The organism is Vibrio zhanjiangensis (assembly GCF_030161235.1).
Classification (GTDB): domain Bacteria; phylum Pseudomonadota; class Gammaproteobacteria; order Enterobacterales; family Vibrionaceae; genus Vibrio; species Vibrio zhanjiangensis.
In genome coordinates this window covers 48134-70104 of sequence record NZ_BSPW01000005.1, presented here as the reverse complement: position 1 = coordinate 70104, position 21971 = coordinate 48134, and the positions used below count along the sequence as shown (strand labels likewise).

Annotated in this window: 19 protein-coding genes; 10 read left to right on the top strand and 9 right to left on the bottom strand. The window is 41.5% G+C overall.

Features of this window, described 5'->3' with window-relative positions:
- Positions 1–50 precede the first annotated feature (50 nt).
- The 3 genes from QQK21_RS01355 to QQK21_RS01345 all read right to left on the bottom strand — a co-directional run bounded on the left by QQK21_RS01355 (position 51) and on the right by QQK21_RS01345 (position 3912).
- On the bottom strand, positions 51–1676 hold the full coding sequence (locus tag QQK21_RS01355; RefSeq protein WP_284190409.1) for a PAS domain S-box protein: 1626 nt from the start codon (positions 1674–1676) through the stop codon (positions 51–53).
- Positions 1677–1699: 23 nt separating this feature from the next.
- Positions 1700–2917, bottom strand: a complete 1218-nt coding sequence (locus QQK21_RS01350; RefSeq protein WP_284190408.1) for an ABC transporter substrate-binding protein — start codon at positions 2915–2917, stop codon at positions 1700–1702.
- A gap of 125 nt (positions 2918–3042) precedes the next feature.
- Complete coding sequence (locus QQK21_RS01345) at positions 3043–3912, bottom strand: LysR family transcriptional regulator (protein WP_284190407.1); 870 nt, start codon at positions 3910–3912, stop codon at positions 3043–3045.
- 115 nt (positions 3913–4027) lie between these two features.
- Here QQK21_RS01345 and QQK21_RS01340 point away from each other — a divergent pair, with 115 nt between their 5' ends.
- Positions 4028–5239, top strand: a complete 1212-nt coding sequence (locus QQK21_RS01340) for an MFS transporter (protein WP_284190406.1) — start codon at positions 4028–4030, stop codon at positions 5237–5239.
- A 51-nt stretch (positions 5240–5290) separates the two neighbouring features.
- Entirely contained in the window at positions 5291–5848 is a 558-nt protein-coding gene (locus QQK21_RS01335; protein WP_284190405.1) for a DUF1415 domain-containing protein, read from the top strand.
- Between the two features lie 70 nt (positions 5849–5918).
- Here the strand turns inward: QQK21_RS01335 and QQK21_RS01330 are convergent, their stop codons facing one another.
- Entirely contained in the window at positions 5919–6962 is a 1044-nt protein-coding gene (locus tag QQK21_RS01330) for a sensor domain-containing diguanylate cyclase (RefSeq protein WP_284190404.1), read from the bottom strand.
- A gap of 178 nt (positions 6963–7140) precedes the next feature.
- Between QQK21_RS01330 and QQK21_RS01325 the strand changes: the two genes are divergently transcribed.
- Positions 7141–7716, top strand: a complete 576-nt coding sequence (locus QQK21_RS01325; protein WP_284190403.1) for a nucleoside triphosphate pyrophosphohydrolase family protein — start codon at positions 7141–7143, stop codon at positions 7714–7716.
- 61 nt (positions 7717–7777) lie between these two features.
- Here QQK21_RS01325 and btuD read toward each other — a convergent pair whose 3' ends face one another.
- The 3 genes from btuD to QQK21_RS01310 form a co-directional block, all read right to left on the bottom strand.
- Entirely contained in the window at positions 7778–8533 is a 756-nt protein-coding gene (gene btuD / locus QQK21_RS01320) for a vitamin B12 ABC transporter ATP-binding protein BtuD (protein WP_284190402.1), read from the bottom strand.
- A complete protein-coding gene (btuC, locus tag QQK21_RS01315; protein WP_284190401.1) occupies positions 8520–9515 on the bottom strand; it encodes a vitamin B12 ABC transporter permease BtuC in 996 nt (331 codons plus the stop codon). The genes btuD and btuC overlap by 14 nt, the downstream gene beginning before the upstream one ends.
- 101 nt (positions 9516–9616) lie before the next feature.
- Complete coding sequence (locus QQK21_RS01310; protein WP_284190400.1) at positions 9617–10645, bottom strand: succinylglutamate desuccinylase; 1029 nt, start codon at positions 10643–10645, stop codon at positions 9617–9619.
- A gap of 662 nt (positions 10646–11307) precedes the next feature.
- Between QQK21_RS01310 and QQK21_RS01305 the strand changes: the two genes are divergently transcribed.
- The 7 genes from QQK21_RS01305 (at position 11308) to cdd (ending at position 18448) form a co-directional block, all read left to right on the top strand.
- Entirely contained in the window at positions 11308–12039 is a 732-nt protein-coding gene (locus QQK21_RS01305; RefSeq protein WP_284190399.1) for an NAD(P)H-binding protein, read from the top strand.
- A 164-nt stretch (positions 12040–12203) separates the two neighbouring features.
- Positions 12204–13577, top strand: coding sequence for an L-cystine transporter (locus tag QQK21_RS01300; protein WP_284190398.1), 1374 nt, complete (start codon positions 12204–12206; stop codon positions 13575–13577).
- 155 nt (positions 13578–13732) lie between these two features.
- Positions 13733–14497: a substrate-binding periplasmic protein gene (locus QQK21_RS01295; RefSeq protein ID WP_284190397.1), complete on the top strand. Its 765-nt coding sequence runs from the start codon at positions 13733–13735 to the stop codon at positions 14495–14497.
- Between the two features lie 199 nt (positions 14498–14696).
- The gene (sbcB, locus tag QQK21_RS01290; protein ID WP_284190396.1) at positions 14697–16121 is read left to right on the top strand and encodes an exodeoxyribonuclease I; all 1425 of its coding nucleotides are present in this window, start codon (positions 14697–14699) and stop codon (positions 16119–16121) included.
- Positions 16122–16271: 150 nt separating this feature from the next.
- The gene (locus QQK21_RS01285) at positions 16272–16637 is read left to right on the top strand and encodes a CidA/LrgA family protein (protein WP_284190395.1); all 366 of its coding nucleotides are present in this window, start codon (positions 16272–16274) and stop codon (positions 16635–16637) included.
- Complete coding sequence (locus tag QQK21_RS01280; protein ID WP_284190394.1) at positions 16637–17314, top strand: CidB/LrgB family autolysis modulator; 678 nt, start codon at positions 16637–16639, stop codon at positions 17312–17314. The genes QQK21_RS01285 and QQK21_RS01280 overlap by 1 nt, the downstream gene beginning before the upstream one ends.
- 246 nt (positions 17315–17560) lie before the next feature.
- Positions 17561–18448: a cytidine deaminase gene (cdd, locus tag QQK21_RS01275; RefSeq protein ID WP_284190393.1), complete on the top strand. Its 888-nt coding sequence runs from the start codon at positions 17561–17563 to the stop codon at positions 18446–18448.
- A gap of 43 nt (positions 18449–18491) precedes the next feature.
- Here cdd and QQK21_RS01270 read toward each other — a convergent pair whose 3' ends face one another.
- Positions 18492–19694: a cyclic di-GMP phosphodiesterase gene (locus QQK21_RS01270; RefSeq protein ID WP_284190392.1), complete on the bottom strand. Its 1203-nt coding sequence runs from the start codon at positions 19692–19694 to the stop codon at positions 18492–18494.
- A 231-nt stretch (positions 19695–19925) separates the two neighbouring features.
- Positions 19926–21698 carry an RICIN domain-containing protein gene (locus QQK21_RS01265; protein WP_284190391.1) on the bottom strand — a complete coding sequence of 591 codons (1773 nt, stop codon included), beginning with the start codon at positions 21696–21698 and terminating at the stop codon, positions 19926–19928.
- Positions 21699–21971: the final 273 nt, after the last annotated feature.

Below are 21971 nucleotides of genomic sequence, written 5' to 3'. Positions count from 1 at the left end.
GAATGTAAGGATACGACAGAGTCGAATGGTATTTATCCCGTCAAGATCCCTCAGTAATGACAATACTCACATTTAAATTCGAGATGTTTGTCCAAACATAATGGTTGATACAATCTCTCCAATCGAACCACTAAGTCTTTGAGCTGGAAATTCGCTTGTTCCAATTCAAGCTTGCCTGCTTCAATTTTTGAAAAATCGAGGATATCGTTTAATACATTGAGCATATGTTGACCCGCACTAATAAAAGTATCGACATATTCTTGCTGCTCTGGGTTAAGAGAAGTGTTCCCTAGTAATTCGCCGACACCCAAAATTCCGTTCATAGGCGTTCTTAATTCATGACTCATTGCCGCCAAAAATTGTGATTTGGCAATATTGGCCGCCTCTGCTTCAACGGCTTTAACCTTTAAAGAGGCTTCTAGTTCAACACGCTGAGTAATGTCTCGTTCCACTGCCATAAAACCCTCAACCTCACCTTCTTTGGTATACAAAGGCGTTAGCGCGATTTCAATCCAGTAGGGTTGGCCATTCTTGTTGTAATTCAGCAGCTCAAAAAAGCCTGAGGCTCGACGATCGATTGCATCGCGTATTTTGCGGGTCGTCTCTTGGTCTGTATTCTCACCCTGCAATATCTCGCTTGGTCGTTTACCCATCATTTCAGCTTGAGAGTACCCCGTTAAGCGTTCAAACGCACCATTCACCCATATTATTCTGGTCTCTAGGTCCGTAAATACCACAGCATCGCGCATATATTTCACCACTCGAGCTAGTTGCGCGGATTCGGCCTCTCTTGCTTTTAGTTCAACAGATTGTTCATAGAGCTGATGTTCAGACTCAGCCAATGCGCGAAACGGCGACACGAGTACTTTGCGACCAAAAATAAACATCACTACTAACGTGATGCTTGTGGCTATCGCCATCCCCCAAAAAAGGCTTTTAGTCAGGTTTGATTCCGCATCAGCCACCAACTGCGGAGAAACAGAATAGAGTAGCGATAGCTCAGTCCCCTCGATAGGAAATTTTGCCACTTGCCAAGTATTAGGCGGCGTCATTTGCCAATTCAGCCTATCTTGAGCAATACCAAACCAATGCATATTATCGGTACCGAGGCTTTCAAAGAAGTGACTTTCATCGAGTGGCGTTACGAGTATACCTAGCCCTTCAGCATAGCCATTATAAACAATCGGTGAGGTCAGTAATAAAAAATCACGCTCATTACACTTAAACAACGAATACGACACACCTTCCATTAAAGTGTTATTCTCAACACCAGAAGCTATGTATTCATTAACCACTTGAGGAAGTGTTTTTTCTTGATAGATCAATCCTCCAGAAAAGTCATAAATATTGACATCAGCATGCGCACCTGTGCTTTTGACCTTCGCAAGTTGATCAGCAAAGGCTTCTGGACTTGATACTCCATCCAATGTTGCCCCTTTTACAGCGGGATGTGATGTTATCCGTTCTAGCCTTTGTTCATGTAATTTTAGGAATTCAAACACATAACGTTCTATTGCAACAAACTTCACTTTTAGGCTTTCATCGATAAGAACCTGCGCCGTTTCACGTGCTTGATGTTGGACAAATGCAAAGCTGGCAAGCATAAATACACAAGCGCCAACTATGAGAAACACGCTAAATAGGTGCATGCCGTTTTTCTTATCAAACTTAAACATACTTTTAGCCAACCTTATCTGCGCTAAATTGCTTTGGGTAAAAGTTTGACTGCATCCTTCTCATCATACATTGCCATACAGTAGTCCTCGCTGCCCAAGGCTTCGTGAGCATCAAAATTATCTTCGCTAAAGGGTGTAAATGGATTTTGGTACGCTTTGAGCAAACCCTGTACACGCTCATTCATCGACTCTAAAGCGACCTTGACCGCTTTTCTGCTTGACTGAATATCATTGGTCAAATTGAGTTTATTTGTCGCTGTAATTAACACGCTAGCAATATCGTAACCATGGATAAAGCCAGCGGGGGCTTTGATGTTGGCGTCTTCAAAGTAAGCAGGAAACATTGTTTTGGCTTTTTCAAATACCGCCCGATTAAAATCGTTGCTTTCAGAGCTATAAAAATTGAAGCAGGATTGAATAAATCTGAGCTTCGCTTTTTCTCTCACCTCAAAAGGGACATTTTGCGCAAACTGACCACCGGTTATCCCCCAATGACTGTAGATAGGCAGTTCAATCCCCGTCTCTGATACACTCTCCACAATCAGTTTCCCTTCTCGGCTATTCGCGACTAAAAGAGCACAGTCTCCACCACTAGATTGCGCTTCTCGGATCAACATACGGGCATCGATATCTTTGATCCCCCAGTTAAACCAACTGGTTTTAACCTTGTTTTTCAGAGGTTCGGGGAGCGCAGCCATCATCGCTTTGTGATTCGATTTACCCCAACCAGTGTTTTCCAACAGCAGATGTGGCTGTTGACAATTTTGTTTTAATGCGTAGCTAACCAGCACGTTCCCTACTTTAGAATCATCGACAGACAAGCGAAATACGTAGTTGTCTTCTGCCGATGGGTAACGAGTAATCGGTGTACCCGCTGCCCATGGAACCAAGGTCAGGATTTTCGACTTGTTAATATACTCTCTATATTTAATAAGAGGTGGTGAGTGCAGCCCTGCTACATAGACTAAGCCTTGGCTGTCTTCTAAAAAGCGCTGCATATTCTTTTTACTTCTCAGCACATTTCCCCTGTGATCAGTGATGATAAACTCTACAGGTATGCCTGCAATCTTGTCACCGTGCTGAGAAAAAGCGACCTTTACGCCATGCTCTATTGATAAAGCAGACTCTAGATGTCCTGTTCTGTCAGCATCAAGATATATCCTGAACACTTCTGGCTGATTTGCGAGTGCAATAAGTGGTGCAAACAATACAAAAATAACCGTCCAAAACCATCTAGCCATAGCTTCCATCCATGTTTGTCAGATTTTGCTTCTATCTCAAGACTAGGAAAAGACCGTCATTTTTCCAATTGTTATGTGACTAGAACCCGTTATCATAAGACGGGTTTCAACAAAAAATACCTCATTTAAACGTATTGCTTAACGAATTCAATAAAAGCTCTATCTGCAATAGAAAGATAGCCATTTTTTCTCCAAGCAAGTGATAACCGAATGTGTACGGGATCTTCAAAAGGAATGGCAACAAGATCAGATTCGTTATCAGTCACAAGTTTGAGTAATGCAGTGATCGCGAACTCATGTTTAACTACACTCAGAATCAATGGCAATAGGTTGGTCTCGAAAGAAAACTTGATCTCTTTGTTACAAAGTCGCGCTTTTTCTTCAACAAAATTGCGATGAAAATAGCCAGGTTTAAACATCACGAGTTCATGGTCGAAAAATTCCTCAAAACAAATGAAACTCTGAGCGGACATTTCATGCTCTGCACCAACAACGGCAACCATTTCCTCATCAGACAAATAGTCCGTCTCCAAATCATCAGGAACATCATGCCCATCAATGACCCCAATATCGAGCTCTCCTTCCAAAAGCATCTGACGAATAGAGCGTGTGCCTGCATCAATTAAGGTAATTTTGAGATTTGGATAATGAGCCTTAAAAGCCATTAATATTTGTGGGAAAAAATACGACCCCATCATACTCGGAGCCCCAAGCCTAACGTCACCTTTCTCTAAACCTCTCAACTCATTAATGGCCAACTTAGCATCTTCAATATGTTGCAAAACACGCTTGGCGTGCTGGTATAAAACCTTTCCCTCATTGGTCAAAGAAACGTGACGATCGCCTCTGCGAAACAATTCAACACCCAATTGTTGCTCGAATTTTTTTATTGACATGCTAAGCGCTGGTTGCGCAATGTGGAGTGCACGTGCAGCCTGAGTGAAGTGTTTTAATTCAGCGACCACGACAAAATGTTTTAGGTGTCTCGTTTCCATTCTCACCCCATAAATAATACTTATCAGCTCAATATAGTTAATATATTTTATTAATCGAGAATACACTGATAGTTTGATCACAGTTACGGGTGGGTTTAGTAAGGCAGTTAACCGTATGATTGATATCGGCACTCAAGAATATCGTCGAGTGAACACCACTCTTGCACTGGGTTCTTTCGTTGTGTTCTGCAATCTCTACCTCTTCCAACCTATGCTACCTCATTTAGCTCAGCACTTCTCTGTAACGGAAACTCAAATAAATTGGGTGTTTGCTGCAACGACACTTATCCTCTCTGTAAGCTTAGTTCCATGGGCCGTCGCTTCCGAGGCGATTGGACGCAAATATGTTATGGTGCTGGGATTGCTTGCCATGCCAATCATTTCGATCGGTATGTTAATGTTCTCATCACTTTTAGGCCTGGTGCTCATGAGAGCAATGATGGGAATCGCCATTGCCGCATTTGCTTCTGTTGCGGTGGCTTATATGGCTGAAGAACTCTCACCTCAAGCCTTTGGTCAAGCCATTGGCGGTTACATCGCCGCAAATTCTTTGGGCGGAATTAGCGGTCGAATTATTGGCGGCATTCTTACTGACGCCTTTGGCTGGGAGCAAGCTGTGGTGTGTATGGCTATCGTCACCTTGATTGGAGCTCTTCTTGTGATGCTATTGCTGCCTAAACAAATACACTTTTCTCCTCAGCGGGGCATGTTGAGATATCATAATCGAGCAGTCATGAAGCATTTTGCAAACAAAACTATTATGCTCGCGATGCTCATCGGTGGTCTAAACTTCGCACTATTTGTCAACCTATATTCAGTCATGGGCTTTCGCTTGGTAGAGGCTCCGCATCTACTCCCGATAGGGCTAGCTTCACTCATCTTCCTCTGTTATCTGCCTGGAACAATTAGCTCAAAGTTGACCGCTATATGGACTCGTCGCTACCAAGCTATATCTGGCATAATTGTTGGTACGTCAATAAGCTTAGTCGGTATGCTCATCGCCTACTTTGACACTATACCTTTAATGATTGTTGGACTTTGCTTGATTAGCTTTGGCGCATTTTTCACTCACACTTTAGCCTATTCTTGGGTCAGTCAGAAGGCAACCTTTGCCAAGGCCACCGCAACCGCTTTATATTTAGTGCATTATTACGTTGGCGGTAGCTTGGGTGGTTTTTTACTTATCTACTGCTGGCAACATGGGGGATGGTTAGTGGTCATGTTTGGTGGAGCACCACTCTACCTTGCTATCTTTGCACTCTGCCATCAACTCAAAAAAGGTTCTGCCGTGAACGTCGAGGTAACTGAGCCTAAACGCTTACCCTAGTGAGTCAAATATGCTACCCTTGCCAGCCGCGATAACTCACGCAACATCAAAATGACAACAGTGAATTCAAATAATATTGTTCAACAAGTTAACCAGTGGCTCAATGACGTTGTTATTGGCCTTAATTTATGTCCATTTGCTGCCAAACCACAACGAAATAATCAAATCAAAATATTCATTAGCGAGGCCAGTGATGAGCAAAGACTTCTTGAAGATATATTGACTCAATTGATGGAGCTGGAACAAAAAACCGCAGAGCAATTAGAAACAACACTTGTTGTCGTGCCCAACATGTTGGCTGATTTTGATGATTATAATTTGTTCATTGATTGGGTCGAAGCCCTAATACGACAGCAAAATTGGCAAGGCGTTTTCCAGCTTGCTACTTTTCATCCTGATTATTGCTTCGCTGGCACTGAGCCTCACGATGCCGAAAACCTAACCAACCGTTCTCCATACCCTATTTTTCATCTCATCCGAGAAGACAGTATGGAAAAAGTACTTAAACATTACCCAAACCCAGAGTCGATACCTGAAACGAATATTACTAGAGTGGAAAGCCTATCCCCAGAAGAGAAAAGAAGCCTATTCCCCTATTTGCTTACGTAAATTTGTTCAAGTAAATTCGATTACCGCGCTTTGAATGCAAATTCAAACCTAAGAGAACTCAATATTGTTCTTAGCTAGTGACCGCAACAATACAATTACGTCCCTGATTTTTCGCGTCATATAAAGCACCATCTGCGCGATCAATCAGAAAATCAAGCAAGGTTTTCTTGCACTCAAAATCCTTTTTATTGCCAAAATCGAAGTGGCAAACGCCGATCGAAATGGTAATTGGTTGATTATCCAGAACCACTTCCGAAACTGACTGGTGTAATTTTCTAATTAGTTTTTCACTCTCTTCGACATCACGTTCGGGCAGCCAGACTACGAATTCCTCACCGCCAAATCGAGCGATGAAATCCTTGTCGTCCAGTCTTGATTTTAAGGCTTGAGCCGTTTTTTTCAGTACATCATCGCCAACTTGATGCCCATATTTATCGTTGACCTGTTTAAAATGATCAATGTCCAACACCGCTATTGAGCCTTTACCGTCCGAACGCAACATTTGTTCAATATCTGCGGGAATAATTTTGAACATACTGTGCCGATTGGCGACGCCTGTCAGCGCATCGTGATAGGCTTGATACTCAAGTTGACTGTTTAGCTCTTTTAGTCGCTGTTCTTGTTTGCGTCTTATGCGTTCAACCTCTATCCATGATGCCATGAGATGAAGTGCGTCTATATCTGCTTCTTCAAAGGCTCTGGGATAAGGTTGCGGGGAAGAAAAATTAAATGTGCCAAATATTTCACCGTCCACAAATATCGGTATGCCAATGTAAGACTCGAGTCCAAACGCCTGATAGGCTGGGTGTTTTGCATATTTATCATCATTTCCCATATTTTCGATCGCGACTAAGCCAAATGACTTACACGTTATTTGGCAGTAGGTTGCATTGAAATCGAATGTATCACCAGGATTGAGCTCGACATCTTCAGGGGTAACGCAATAAAGGACAGTGTACACGTCATTTTCAATGCGTGACAAAATACCAATATCAAGATTAAAACGCTCCAAACCCAGCATAATGAGTTGAATGATTTGGATATCAAATCCTTTCTCATAATCGTTAGTGATCTGATAAAGACGACGAATCACGGTTTCGCTTGTTGCAACCATTTCAACACCTATTCAGCTATCAGCAAATAAACGATATGTTTTATGCTGCTACCATTAGATTAGCACATGAAAATTCTGAGATCGGCGAGTATAGACGCTTTTATTTTTCCGCTTCAATGGCACCTTGAATGATGCTTTGATACTATTGAACAACTGTTATCGACGATTGGTTTCTTTCATGCATCTATCCAAACTTACCCAAGAAATTTTCGACCACCTTTATCGCGACATTACTGAATTTCGTACCACTTTCGACCTGCCTGTTAATCTCCCTGAGACGTTAGATAGTAAAGCCGACACCCTTCACACCTCTCTAGCCATTGAAGAGCTGACAGAACTTGCAGAAGCAGATTGCAAAACCGAACAAGCAGATGCCATTATCGACAGTGTATATGTTTTAATGGGTCGTTTAGTGCACATGGGAAGCGTAAAGATTGATTCTCATCTTGCGATTACTTATCTCATTGATTTATTGATCAATGTAGCAGAAAACAGAGGAATTGATTTTATTCCATGTTGGGATGAAGTTCATTCAAGCAATATGAGCAAAGTATGCCGAAATGAACAAGAATACGCTGATACAGAAGCTCATTATGCCCAACAAGGCATTAAGTTAATGGCGGTTCAAAAAGGGGATTATATTATCGCTAAGTGCGCAGAAGATTTTGTCTCTGAGTCGAAAACGATACGCCAAGGTAAAGTGTTAAAATCTGTTTATTATCGCCCTGCAGACCTCCGGCCGTTGACAGCATAAAAACTACGTGGTGCCACCTTAACATTGTGTATTCGATAAGGTGGCTTAATAATTGAGTTTGTTACGTAAAAATTAACACGGGTTTTTTGTTAACCTGAACTTTTTCAACACAGGTTTTGAATACTCGAGAGAGCTCTTCTGGTGCACATACTTGTTCCACACAACCAAAAGACTGCATCACACCATTTTCTAGCAATAATGCATAATCTGCGTATTGGAGCGTCCGATTGAGATCATGATTGGACATTATTACCGACACGCCTAAATCCGCAACCTTACGAATTAGTCGGTACAAAAACACTTCTTGTCCAATATCAAGTGCGGCAGCAGGTTCATCCAAAATCAACAAACTGGCACTAGAGTTAAGAGCTGGCCATATTTGCAAACAAATTGCACAAAGCCTTACCCGCTGCCATTCTCCACCAGATAACTGATGTATCGAGCGGTGTAGCTTGTCTGAAATTTCCAGTAACTCAGTTAGCTCTTTAACTGCTTGTTCTGAGGCTGCAGCATTTGGGAGCTGATAGGAAGGAAGAGATAATGACAAATAAAATGACACATCCAGATTAAATGCAGGTCGATCGCTTTGGCATAAAAATGCCCGATATCTTGCCAAAGTTTCTAGTGAGCTTGTTGCTACATTTAGGCCATCAATAAACACACTACCTTCAAATTCCAGCAAGCCCGCAATACAAGTTAGTAATGTGCTTTTCCCACTTCCATTTGGCCCAATAACATGGAGCACCTCTCCTTTATTTAGACTAAAAGATAGTGGCAGTAAGCGTGAACCTAAAAATATGTTATCAACGTGAACCATGATGTTTTACTAGCATCCAAATAAATATTGGTGCTCCTATACTTGTCGTCACCACTCCCAAAGGAAGCTCTGCTGAATCTAAAGCCGTACGCGCAATAATGTCTGCAAATACAACCAGTATCGCGCCCATTATCGCAGACACGGGTAATAAGTAGCGGTTTTCTGCTCCTAGAATTAATCGAACCATATGCGGAACAATCAAACCCACAAAGCCAATCACTCCTCCGAACGCCACTGCGCCGCCGACCAAAACAGACACCGCGAGTATTAACTTCCACCTTAGCGAGTCAACATCAACCCCAAGCTGTTTCGCATGCAGCTCCCCCATCATCAATTTGTCGAGGGTTTGACCTTTTATACACAACCAAACAACAACTGGTACGAGAAACAAAGTAAGAAGCTGATGGTACCAGCTTGTGCCACCAATGCCACCCATCAACCAGTACATCAGCTGTCGCATACTTAAGTCATCACTAAAATAAAATGCCCATGTGACAATGGCGCCCGTTAGAATGCCCAAGGTGAAACCAACTAATAACAATCGAGTCGTAGTGAGTTTCATCATAGTCGCAACACCAACCAAAAACATCGTAAACAACAAAGCACCAATGATGGCTGCGAGCATGAACCCCATCGGAGTCGCCCATGCTGGCACGAGGAACAAAAGCAGCACCATCACAACACTCGCGCCGCCAGAAACCCCTAATACCCCAGGCTCCGCAAGAACATTACCCAATAACACCTGTAATACTCCACCGGAGACCGCTAATGTGCTGCCTATGACCATCGCCGCCAGTAATCTGGGCAATCGTAACTCCCAAACTAGCTGCTTTTGAATACTCGAAAGATCTGAAAAAGGTGAGACAAAAATATCTCCAACCATAAGATGGATAGCGGAAACGCATGCAAGAATAAAAAGGAAGATCAATGCGTAGCGCTTCCAGCGACTATGTTGATGATCAAGTAATTGGCTTAAGTACATTAGAATCAAGCTTACACGTAAGCATGGCTGAATAGGTGAAGTAATTGATCAACCATACCTCGAAGCAACCTAAATAGAAAGTACTAGGTTAGATGATGATATTAATCGTAGACAAGTTGGTCAGATTCAAAGCGAGTTTTAACAGGGCATACCATCAGTGCCGCTCGCTGCCCAATAGCAACATGTCGATTTGGAAAAACAATCGCTTCGCCCTCATTTTTTGCCATTAGTGGTTTGTCTCCGTCATGGCCAAATACCTCACCGTGCTTAAATGCAGTAAAGTTTGCGACGTTATCATCAAATAGAAAGTCAAAATCGTCATTTAAACGGACTATGGTACGGCTCACCCTGTACATAACTGGCTGGCGAGGCAAGTGTTCTGACTCACTGGACGCAATCAAATCACGAGTGGCCAATTCAAATGCAGCAAGTCGGTCAAGATCATTGTCACCAATACGGGCAACCTTACCAAGTTCAACTGTCAGAGCCTGAGCGGCATAATTTTCAGCGCTATACCAACTAAATGTACTTGAGGGGGCATTGGAAAACATCATGGCGTCTAGATGTGCGCTAGCTGAAAAATCGATCAGTGCTTTACTTCGAACTGGATGCCGCGTTTTAGGACTGACACCGAAGGTATAATGCTTTGAAGAACGAATCGCACAGTGCAAATCCAAGTGCCATCGTTTATCTTGTGGCGTGTTCTGATAGAAAGTATCCACAACAGCTTTCAAGTTCTCAGCAATCACTCGTTCTTTAGTGTCAGGATATTCCTTATCATCAAATAAACGATTAAGATTCATTTCGATAAAACGCACATGCTCTTTGGTCGACTCAGGATGGGCAATAATAAACAACAAACGCTCTTTCACAGGTTGAAACCCAGTCTGAATATCTGAAATGATGTTATCCACTATTTCCATGGGCGCTGTTTCATTGCCATGAATACCGCAAGAAAGAATAATGTGTTTGCTACTGTCATCTAAAGTTGGTGGAATGACCTCTAAAATTCCACGTTCATGAAGTTTAAACAAGATACCATTTGCAACAGTTATCTCGCTAGCTAACATGGGGTTATCTAAATCTAGGCTGTCAAAAAGAAAAGATTGGCGAAAGAGGTTTTTCGTCATGCGCTACTCCTTTATTGCACAGCGAGCATGTTAATAAATTGTGTAAGGGAATTATGTTGACATGATCTCAATTATTAAGAGAGAAGTCATGCTTAGTACTAAAATTTTGCCATATCAGCGCGGGAAAACCCTAGATGAGAAAGTTTGTTACTCACCCTCAGCACTTTGTCAATGAGATAGTGAAACGGCTCACTGGCCATCATATCATATTTCTGGTGAATTAAACTTGGGTAAACAACATTAAAGTCATTTCCCTCCATACGTAGTCCTATCGTCTAATATTTCACCAAAAAGGGATAAAGTGGACGGTTTTATCATTTTGATACTCAAATTGACGACAAAATTAAGACATTGCTGCTTTATTTGCTATCTTTTGAGTTAGTTACAAGCTCATCAACCTATAACCTATTGAAATACTTAGTGCAGCCAATTTGCTGGTACAGAGTCTGCTTAAGAAACTGAGCAAAGTTTGATAGTACAAGGAGGTTTGTATGTTTGCTAATCAACAATCGAAGAAACAAAAACACCCTAAATCCACATCTAAGACTCCTAAAAGCGTTCCTTTTTCACTCACATAATCAATGATGTTTTGTTAGGCCTCATTAGCGAGGCCTAACAAAAACGCCTAAGCTCAAATATTGATCACAGATTTTTATCATCTAATGATAGATTCTCTACCAAAGAAAGAGTTGTTAGAGGCTGAATCATTGTCTGAAGAAAAGGAGCGCGCAATCATAATTGCAGGTGCAACAGGCTTAATAGGCACCGAGCTCATCAAGCAAATGCTAGAAGCCGACCCGATTTCGCATATATACGCCCTAAGCAGGCGACCTGTGCCATTTTTTCATCCCAAACTTGAAGTCATCATGGATTCTCAATTACAGGTAAAAGAGTGGCAGCCCAATAGCCCTTCACCTAAATATGGTTTTATTTGTCTTGGGACAACGATCAAACAAGCGGGTTCTAAGAAGGAACTTGAACGTATTGACTATCACTTAGTTTGCGAAGTTGCTCAGACAATGAAGAGTTTGGGCGTTACACATATCGCTGTTGCATCAAGTTATGGCGCTTCACCTCATGCGTTATCGCATTATCTACGTTGTAAGGGAAAAGCTGAGATAGCCATAGAGCAGATGGGATTTGAACACATCACCTTTGTTCGCCCTGGTCCCTTGGTTGGTTTAAGAGATACGCCCCGTAACGATGAAACCGTGCTTCAATTGGTACTCAAATCAATACGTCCTTTAATGCTTGGTAAGCTAGCAAAACTTATCCCAATTCAAGCAAGCGAAGTTGCCAAAGCCATGCAATATAGTGTGTTTTCAAGTGCCAAGCACAAAATATGCACACTTGATAGCATTCAAATGAGAAATCTCATTAACCAATATCAGTGACCAGCATAGTCATCTTGGTGAGCCTCAAAATGTAAGTCTTATCTCTTAATAACAAATAGTTATATTTCATACCCAATTGTCATTTCATTGCGACTTAACAAATCATTATCGTTCATTACAGCATCAAATATTGTCATAAGATTTTTTAATAAAGGTTACTTTCTATGTCATTCTCATCTATCGCTTCTTTGGCGATATTTGTCGCGATTTTGTTTTTTATCATGCGGCAACAAAACAAAGAAAACAGTTTATCGAGGTTAGTTCTACTCGGCTTAGTTACCGGAAGCTTATTCGGGCTTATGTTACAACTGCTATTTAGTCAGGAAACTCCCGTTATCAGTCAAACACTTGAGTGGATAAATATTGTTGGTAGTGGCTATGTGGGCCTGCTCAAAATGGTCGTCATGCCACTTGTGTTGGTCTCTATGATTTCTGCTGTCGTTAAGTTAGAAAAAGGAGGCTCACTGGGTAAAATTTCTGGCTTAACCATCTCAATCCTGTTAGCGACGACTGCGATTTCGGCTCTGATAGGTATTATTGTCACTCAAGCGTTCGGGCTTACCGCACAGGGATTAATTGAGGGCACAAGGGAAACAGCCCGAATTGCCATTTTGGAGAATAAAGCAGGTGCTGTTAGCGACCTCACCATACCCCAAATGCTAATCAGCTTTATTCCTACTAACCCGTTTGCAGACCTCACAGGAGCACGCTCAACATCCATTATCGCTGTGGTCATTTTTGGTGTACTCACTGGAATCGCCGCACGTAAAGTCATGATCGAAAAGCAAGAATTGGAAGGCCCAATAAGCTTATTTGTCGATGCTACCCAATCTATCATCATGCGCCTTGTAAAAATGATTATGGCCCTGACACCCTATGGCATCGCAGCGCTTATGGCAAAAGTTGTCGCGACTTCGAGTGCCAATGATATTCTCAATCTACTAGGCTTTATTGTCGCTTCTTACGTCGCTATTGCTCTGATGTTCGTCGTGCATGGGGTGCTAATGTCGTTTGTTGGTGTGAGCCCAAAGAGTTATTTTCAAAAAATTTGGCCTGTTCTAACTTTTGCGTTCACCTCTCGAAGTTCAGCGGCAACCATCCCTCTCAATGTGGAGGCACAGATCAATAAACTAAACGTGCCGCCTGCCATTGCCAACCTATCAGCCTCATTTGGAGCCACTATTGGCCAAAATGGTTGTGCTGGTATCTACCCAGCAATGCTTGCTGTGATGGTCGCACCTACCGTGGGTATTGACCCAACAGATATACACTTTATTTTATCTCTTATTGCGATCATAGTAGTCAGTTCATTTGGTATTGCGGGCGTGGGAGGCGGTGCTACCTTTGCCGCATTAATTGTCCTTCCGGCCATGGGGCTCCCTGTTACTATCGCAGCTTTACTCATATCGATTGAACCTTTAATTGATATGGCACGCACCGCTTTAAATGTCTCTGGCGCTATGACCGCGGGCACAATTACTAGTCGATTGATCGGCAAAAATTTTAGCGATAAAGAGCTCGAGACTCGACAAGCCTAACATCCAATACTTAGCCTCAAGTGTTCGCTTGAGGCTCTTCTAAACTCATTTTAATCAATAATACATACCTGTTTCATCTTAATATAATGCTGTTCACATAAATATGACCTATTCTCGATATATAAACCCTAACTGTGCGCCAAACGATACCGTGTATGATGCGTCGAACAATTTATATAACAGCATTAGTTGTACTGTCTTTTGTTTCGAGAGCAGCCCTTCCTCTGTCTGATCCATGGGCAGACCTTAAATTTATGACCGAAGAATACCCTCCACTGAATTTTGTCGATACCGATGGGACTTTGACTGGGCTTTCTGTTGAAGTGCTGCTCGGGATAGCCAGACATGCTAAATCAGGTCTTAGCCGAGAGGATATTGCGGTATTGCCTTGGGCAAGAGCCTATAAGGACACACTTAACCGAAAAGGCAGCGTGTTGTTTGCCACGTCGAGAAAGCCAGAGCGAGAGTCTTTGTTTTTGTGGGTAGGGCCAATATCACAAGGTACGCCATCCTTCCTAATTGCGAGAAAGACCAGCAAAGTGAACATTATCTCAAGCCAAGATTTGGCTCAATATCGTATCGGAGTTATACGAGGAGACAGCTTAGAAAAACGCGTCGAGAAACTGGGGGTACCGGACGAAAACATCATACGCTCACATGACGCAGCGCTACTCGCACAGCAACTTGTCAAAGGCCGTATCGACCTTTGGGCGACCAACTGGAAAGGCGCTGAAGCACAGTTAAAAGTACTGAATGTATCCACTAGACTTGTTGAGCGGGTGTATCAATTTCAGTTCAATGACAACTACTTCGCGGTCAACAAAAGTACGCCTATCGAGGTTGTCAACCAAATGCAAGCCGCGCTGGATACGTTTAAAAAAACGCCTGAATATCGTTCTCTGGTGAAAAAGTTTAAGTAAACAGCATCAATAGCTAGATCTCAACCAATGCCGATGTCCTTTCCGCCTCCAAAGTCTGCCGTTTCATTGCATCTCCTAATCACTATCACCAGTAATATAGTTGTTAACAGATACCAGTCACGTCAGAAAACTGCGGTCTTCACTAACCATCTGATATACAATACTCATGGTGAAATATCTCAAATAGAGCAATCAACGAATGAATAACAAAGAACAACCAACATTTTTCTTCTTCGATTATGAGACTTGGGGGACAAGCCCAGCGCTTGATAGACCATGTCAGTTTGCAGGCGTGCGCACTGATATGGACTTTAATATTGTTGGTGAACCTCTGGTTATTTATTGTAAGCCCCCTTCTGATTATCTTCCTTCACCAGAAGCCGCCTTAATCACTGGAATTACCCCACAAACTGCATTAAAACAGGGACTACCAGAACCCGAGTTTATCGCTCAGATACACCAACAGTTATCGGTACCTCATACGACTAGCTTGGGCTACAACAATATCCGATTTGATGACGAAGTCACTCGCTATACCTGTTATCGTAATTTTATCGATCCATATGCTTGGAGCTGGCAAAACGGGAACTCGCGTTGGGACTTGCTTGATGTTATGCGTGCATGCCACGCACTTCGACCTGAAGGTATCCATTGGCCTGAAAATGAGGAAGGTTTTACCAGTTTTAAACTCGAACATCTCTCAGTTGCTAATGGTATTGAACATGAAAATGCGCATGATGCTATGGCTGATGTTATCGCGACCATTGAGATGGCAAAAAAAATCAAATCCGCTCAACCTAAGCTGTTTGATTACTTCTTGAACATGCGTCATAAGCGGAAACTTAATGAACTTATTGATATCATCAACATGACGCCACTTATGCACGTATCAGGCATGTTAGGTAGAGAGTGCCAGTACACCAGTTGGGTTGTACCACTAGCTTGGCATCCAACCAATCAAAATGCCGTAATTGTGATAGATTTAGCCAAAGATCCCCAACCACTTCTCGATCTGAATGTTGAACAGCTCAATCAACGGTTATACACAAGGCACACTGAACTAGGGCCACACGAGCTTCCAGTCCCCATTAAGCTTATTCATTTAAATAAATGCCCAATTTTGGCCCCTGCAAAAACACTCACCGCTGAAAATGCAGCAACTATTGGTATCAATCGTGAGCTTTGCTTACAACATCTAGATATCATCAAAAAACATCCAGAGATCCGTGAAAAACTTGTCTCACTTTATGCATTGGAACGAGAATATGGTGATAATAAGGACGTTGATTCACAGCTGTACGACGGTTTTTTTTCACCGGCAGACCGAACTTCAATGAACATTATTAGAGAAACAGCCCCTGAATGTTTAGGTTCATTAGATATTTCCTATAATGATCAACGTATTAAGCCACTTTTGTTTCGATACCGAGCTAGAAACTTCCCTTCAACATTAAGCGAAACTGAACAACACCAATGGGCTGCACATTGTCAAGACTACTTTGGTTGTCGTATCGAAGACTATATGCTCAATTTGGAAAACTTAGTTCATGAATATGAGAGTGACGAAAGTAAAATTACTATTTTAAAATCCGTGTACCAATACGTCGAGAAGTTGGTCTCTTAGACAAATCACTACCTGTGTCCTAACTAAACAAAGCTTGCTTAACAACTCAAAATAATAATTCGGTCATAGCAGGTTAATCATTACACTAGGCAAGAGCGTCTGGTGTATTTGTGTTTATAGTTAAGTTGTAATTGTTGATCAGGACGTATCATGACAAAAACGCTACTCAAGTATGCCATCTCCATGGGGCTAATCTTTGCATGCTTAATTGTAGGCAGTGAGATTCAATCTTTACTGGGTACTTCTATACCAAGCAGTATTATCGGCATGCTAATCTTATTTGGCCTCCTCGCCACAGGAATCATACCTTCTGAGTGGGTGCGTCCAAGTGCAACAATTTTCATCCGCTACATGGTATTGCTATTTGTTCCCGTGAGTGTCGGTCTAATGGAACATTTCGATATGCTCTATGCCAACGCTTTACCTGTGCTAGCAAGTGTTATCGGAGGCAGTTTTGTTGTCCTAGTTACACTGGCGTTGATGCTCGATCGGCTACTTCGAGAAGGAAACAAATAATGTGGTTAATTTTTACTGTGGTGGTTTTTTTCTCCGCTCGATGGCTTTGTCAAAAAGTAAGAAACCCTTTAATGAATCCGCTTCTTGTCAGTCTAATTGTCATCATTCCTTGTCTAATTTATCTTGAGATACCTTTTGATGCCTATTATGAAGATAACCAGTGGATAAACTATCTACTTCAACCAGCTGTAGTTGCACTTGCTTATCCTTTGTATGAACAACTGCCACAAATACGTTCAAACTGGCGTATTATCATGTTGTCATGTAGCGTCGGAAGCGCCATGTCAATGTTTACAACAACGCTTATTGCTTCATATTTGCACGCTGATCTAACCCTAGTAGCCAGTTTACTCGGAAAATCTGTGACGACGCCGATTGCTATGGAAATATCAAGCCATCTCGGTGGCGAGCCATCAATTGCAGCCATTTTAGTTATGCTTGCAGGGTTATTTGGCGCAATAGGTGCCTACCCTATATACAATCTACTAAAAATTTCCCATCCAATTGCGAGAGGTTTGACCATGGGCACGGTTTCCCACGCTCTTGGTACTGCGACATGCGCAGAAAAAAATGGCCAAGATGCCGCATTTAGCTCTCTTGCACTGGTTCTATGTGGTGTCATCACGTCTATTATTTCTCCAATGTTCTTTGCTTTTGCGCTTTGGGTAGCCACATAGCGAGACACCAAACAAATAAGTTTTAATAATTAGGTAGAGTTCACTCTTTATAGATATGCAATCGATAACATGTGTGAAGTCACCCATACCATGAAATATACATTTTTGTTACACCAATAATAGTGATTTAGATCACTGTATTTTTTCCAATGTCACATAAAATAAACTGCCGCATCTGACTCCGTTAAGATGATACGTAACATTTCGGCTTGTAGATGCTCAATAATGTTAAAACAAGGATTCATTATGAGAAACCGCCTCGAGCATGCACTCGCTGAAGCTCCTACCAATATTGCAGGCTTTCTATCTCCTCTCGTACTTGCCGATGACTTTGGTGCCACATTATCAAAAGACCAATATTCCAAGCTATTACAAATATCTGGCCTGAACGATAGTGAACTTAAAGTTGCCCTACTTCCATTTGCAGCAGCCTATGCTCATGCGAGTATTTCAAATTTTTATGTTGGTGCTATAGCCGAAGGACTATCAGGAAAGCTTTATTTTGGAGCAAACATGGAAATTGCTGGCACCCAGCTTGGTCAGACTGTACATGCCGAGCAATCTGCAATAAGTCATGCATGGATGAAAGGTGAGCAAGGCATTGTTGACATCACCATCAATTTCAGTCCTTGTGGTCATTGCCGCCAGTTTATGAATGAATTGGCAACGGCAGAACAACTCTTAGTCCAGCTCCCCAGCATAGGCAAACGATCACTTCAAAGTTACCTTCCTGACTCTTTTGGTCCTTCGGATCTTGGCATCAAATCGGGTCTAATGGCACCTATTGATCACGGTAATGTCTCCGAAGAAAAAGATGAGATGATCACCCTAGCACTCAGTGCTCTGAATAAAAGTTATGCGCCCTATACCAAAAACTACAGTGGTGTCTGCATTAAGATGAAAAGCGGTAAAATCTATCAGGGCTCTTATGCTGAAAACGCTGCATTTAATCCCAGCTTGCCACCACTACAAGTGGCACTGAGTCAGATTCTTCTCGCTGGGCATTCTTTTGAGCAAATAGAATCCGCAACATTGGTAGAAATGCTTGAAGGTAGCTGTAGTCACTTAGAAACGACCCAATCAACATTAGAAGCGATTAACCCCGACATTCCTCTCACCTATTTAGCTATTTGATATGTTTGTCCATCTCATAGGTGCCTTTAGGGCACCTTTCGAGTTAAATATCAAAAAATGGCGTAGGATCAATTTCCAAGTCACATGGCGCTATGGCCTTATCAATCGTGTAGCGCTTGTCCTTTAGGTCAACAAACTTTACATCCATGAACCGTTTATATTTACGCGAGTAAAAGCACTTAACTTCCGGTTTAAGCGGCTCATTCACATTTGACGTCCAAACGATACCGATTCTACCATCATTCAACTCAACAATCGCGCCAACTGGATATACACCTACACAATTAATAAATTTATAGACTAAGTCTTTATCAAGATGAAAAGGTGTCAGTGTAAGAAGAACTTTAAATGCATCAGCAGAGCTCATCCCTTCCTTGTAACAACGATCTGCAGTCAGCGCATCATATATATCAACAATACAACTCATGCGACCATGTAGAGGAATCTCATCTCCTTTTAGGCCATTAGGGTACCCATTGCCATCAAGTTTCTCATGATGCATCAGGCACACATCTCGGCTAACTTGACTGATACCAGACACCTCGGAAATGATTTGTTCTGCGTAAACTTGGTGTAACTTCATATGCTCAAACTCTTCAGGCGTAAGTTTACCTTGCTTTTGTAACACCTTGTTATCCACTTTAATTTTGCCAACATCATGAATGATACCCCCTATTGCCATTTGCTTTAGCATCTCACTCGACAAACCAATGAATTTGCCAAATGTGACGAGCAACGTTGCCACATTGACCGAATGTTCGAGCAAATATTCATCTTTGTTTCGCAAAGCAGAGACACAGTGAAGAGCATCTGTATCATCCAAAGCTTCAGTAATAAGATCTTCAGCCCACCGCTCTAAATCGGGAATAATAAGAGAGGTATTGTCAAAGGTTTCATTTAGCAATTTATTTGCCAATTCGCGAGCATCACGAATTATCTTCACGGCTGTCGATTGACGAACTTTTCGATTGGGTAGCTGACGTTTTGCTGCTGTCGATAGTTGAGTGATCGTATCCGATGCATTATCGACAACCGGCTTAAACACGCTGCCTTTAGTCGAAAGGCTCTGATCTACCCAAGCAAATTTAATTCCATTGCTTTGCAACTGCTTAATCGCTTTGCTAGAAGACACCCTACCAGCATGTGCAAGATGAACCCGTTCACTGTCTTCAATGGCCGTCACAAACATCCCAACAGTGAGCGTAGTTATAGGAATCTTAATCGAGTTATCAGGATCAAATTTCATCTAATCACGTCGCCAATCAACAATAATGACATAAATGTAATTTAAATTATAAACTCAATTTATTTAGCTCACTGGAAAGTTATCCTCGTTGCTTTGAAGCAGATGTCAAAAGAGAGATTCGCACTCGTTTTTGAGTGTCTAAATAGTGCATGTTTACCAGAGATAAAAGCTCAGCAAATGCCTCTTCTGCTGAGCTAAACGTGATGCTATCAAGATATCTTCCAAAGTACATCATTCATTACTACTGCACAAGCAGGTGGCAGTACCAAAGTCTGCAAAGCGACTGGTAAACTGCGTTCCATTTGGTTTGGGGTCATCGTAGTTTACTTTGATAACCTTCGGTAACCCAGAAGAAGCATCGATTAAATTTATTGATTGATCTGAGTTAATGGTCAGTAACACATCATTTGTAAAACGATTTGGCTCTTCCCAGTACCAAACTTGCGTATTAGGTGCGTAGTCATCACTGCATTGATCACTAAGTCTCAATTGGTCACCTGCAGTATCTAAACATAGGTCCAAATTTGCTACACTGCGATAACGCTTTTCTTGATCGTAGACGAAAGCTTGGGATTTACTCCCCTCTACACACTTTTTGAATGACAGTTGGTAGTTGGATTCAGCTGTCAAACACATTGCGTCATTTTGGCTCAAATAGACCGATTTTATTGTTACAGCGTCACTACCCAAAAACCACGGGCTATCCCAATCAACCAAAATAGAAAACTCATCGGTATAAGCTCGTTTCTCGTAATTTCGGTCTTCTCGCCAATTAGGATTCGGACCAGATGAAAAGAGCTTGTTGGAGATGATGTATCTTCTGCCTAAGAACATTCGATTTTGTCCAAATAGGGCCAAGGTATTTACTTGTGAACGAATACTTATTGTTGAAAAGCCACTCACCTGAGGCTTTGCTGCTATTTTGGCAACAAAATCGGGTCTAAGACCCTGCAACGAGAGTGGATTTCTATCTCTTAGCTTGCTAAAGTCCCACGGAAAGTCTTTTGAGTTAGCCCAGTCCCAACACCAGCCGTCTGCTGTACCCAAACTGCAAAAACCTTCTTCTGGCTCTAAATGAGATCCATAAGTGTTATTGAGATAGTTAAGCTGATACCCATCTCTGTATGCATGAGTTTTTAATCCAAATTGCTTACTACTATTTATGCTGTACTTATTGGTTAACTGATATTCAATATCTTGAATGGGAAGTTTTGGAGCAAGCCCCAGGCCTAGCTTAATGGAAGAGGTGGTCTCTTTCTCAATCCTAGTGTCTGTTTGGTCCTGCATCCTAGGCTCGAGATCGTTTAGGTAAATATCACCATTATCAAGACGATCACTCTCATTAACTTTTATATCTATGCTAGTTGAGTCTATATACTCCCGATAAACATAGCTAGTGTGGATATTATATTTCCAAGATGCATAAATGTCTTCTTCGTCACCCATATTTACGCCTGCGCCTTCATCTAAGGTAATTTCTACGAACTTATCTTTATCACCAAACTTATAAAAATAAGGTGACTTTCGATAATATCTAACCTTAAACTTTAGGTTTGTATTTCCCTTTTCTTGTCTACCGATAGGAAACCTTCTATGGAAAGCAAACTCAATGACTTGAGAATTACTAACATTGGCAGTGGATCTTTGGATCTTTGACGTCTTCTGAGGTATTGCATAAATAATGCTCGAGATATAATCTAACTCTTTTTCTTCCATTATATATATTTGACGAGCTTTGATATCTTTAGGACTTGTGATAAGTGTGTAAGGAGAACTAAATCCAATGCCTAAAATAGTGCTGGTAAATGCTTGTCTTTCATGAATGGAAATGCTTGCCAAGTCCAAGAAATAATAATTACATTTGTCAGGATATTGTTTTTCATAACCAAACAATGTGCACCTATCAATATCAAGGAGAGTATGATTGAGATCTGCATTTGCTTGGTTGGTAAATAATAATACAGAAAAAAGACCAATAAGCCGATTAAGATAATTTTTTGTCATAATTTACTCTTATACAACTGACTATACAGTATCGAATATAATGACAAAAACAAATCTAGCAACAATTATTTAACATTGCAGATCACATCCAAACAAAGTGATTTTATTACAACATTATAATTAGATATGATTGTACTTAGCTAGAATAAATAACAACATTAATTATATATGAATTAATAATTTTGAATTATACTGCATAACAATTCATTAATTCTTGATAAAGAAATGCCATTCTATTCATTATTGGCTATCCTTAACTTTATACATCATCAA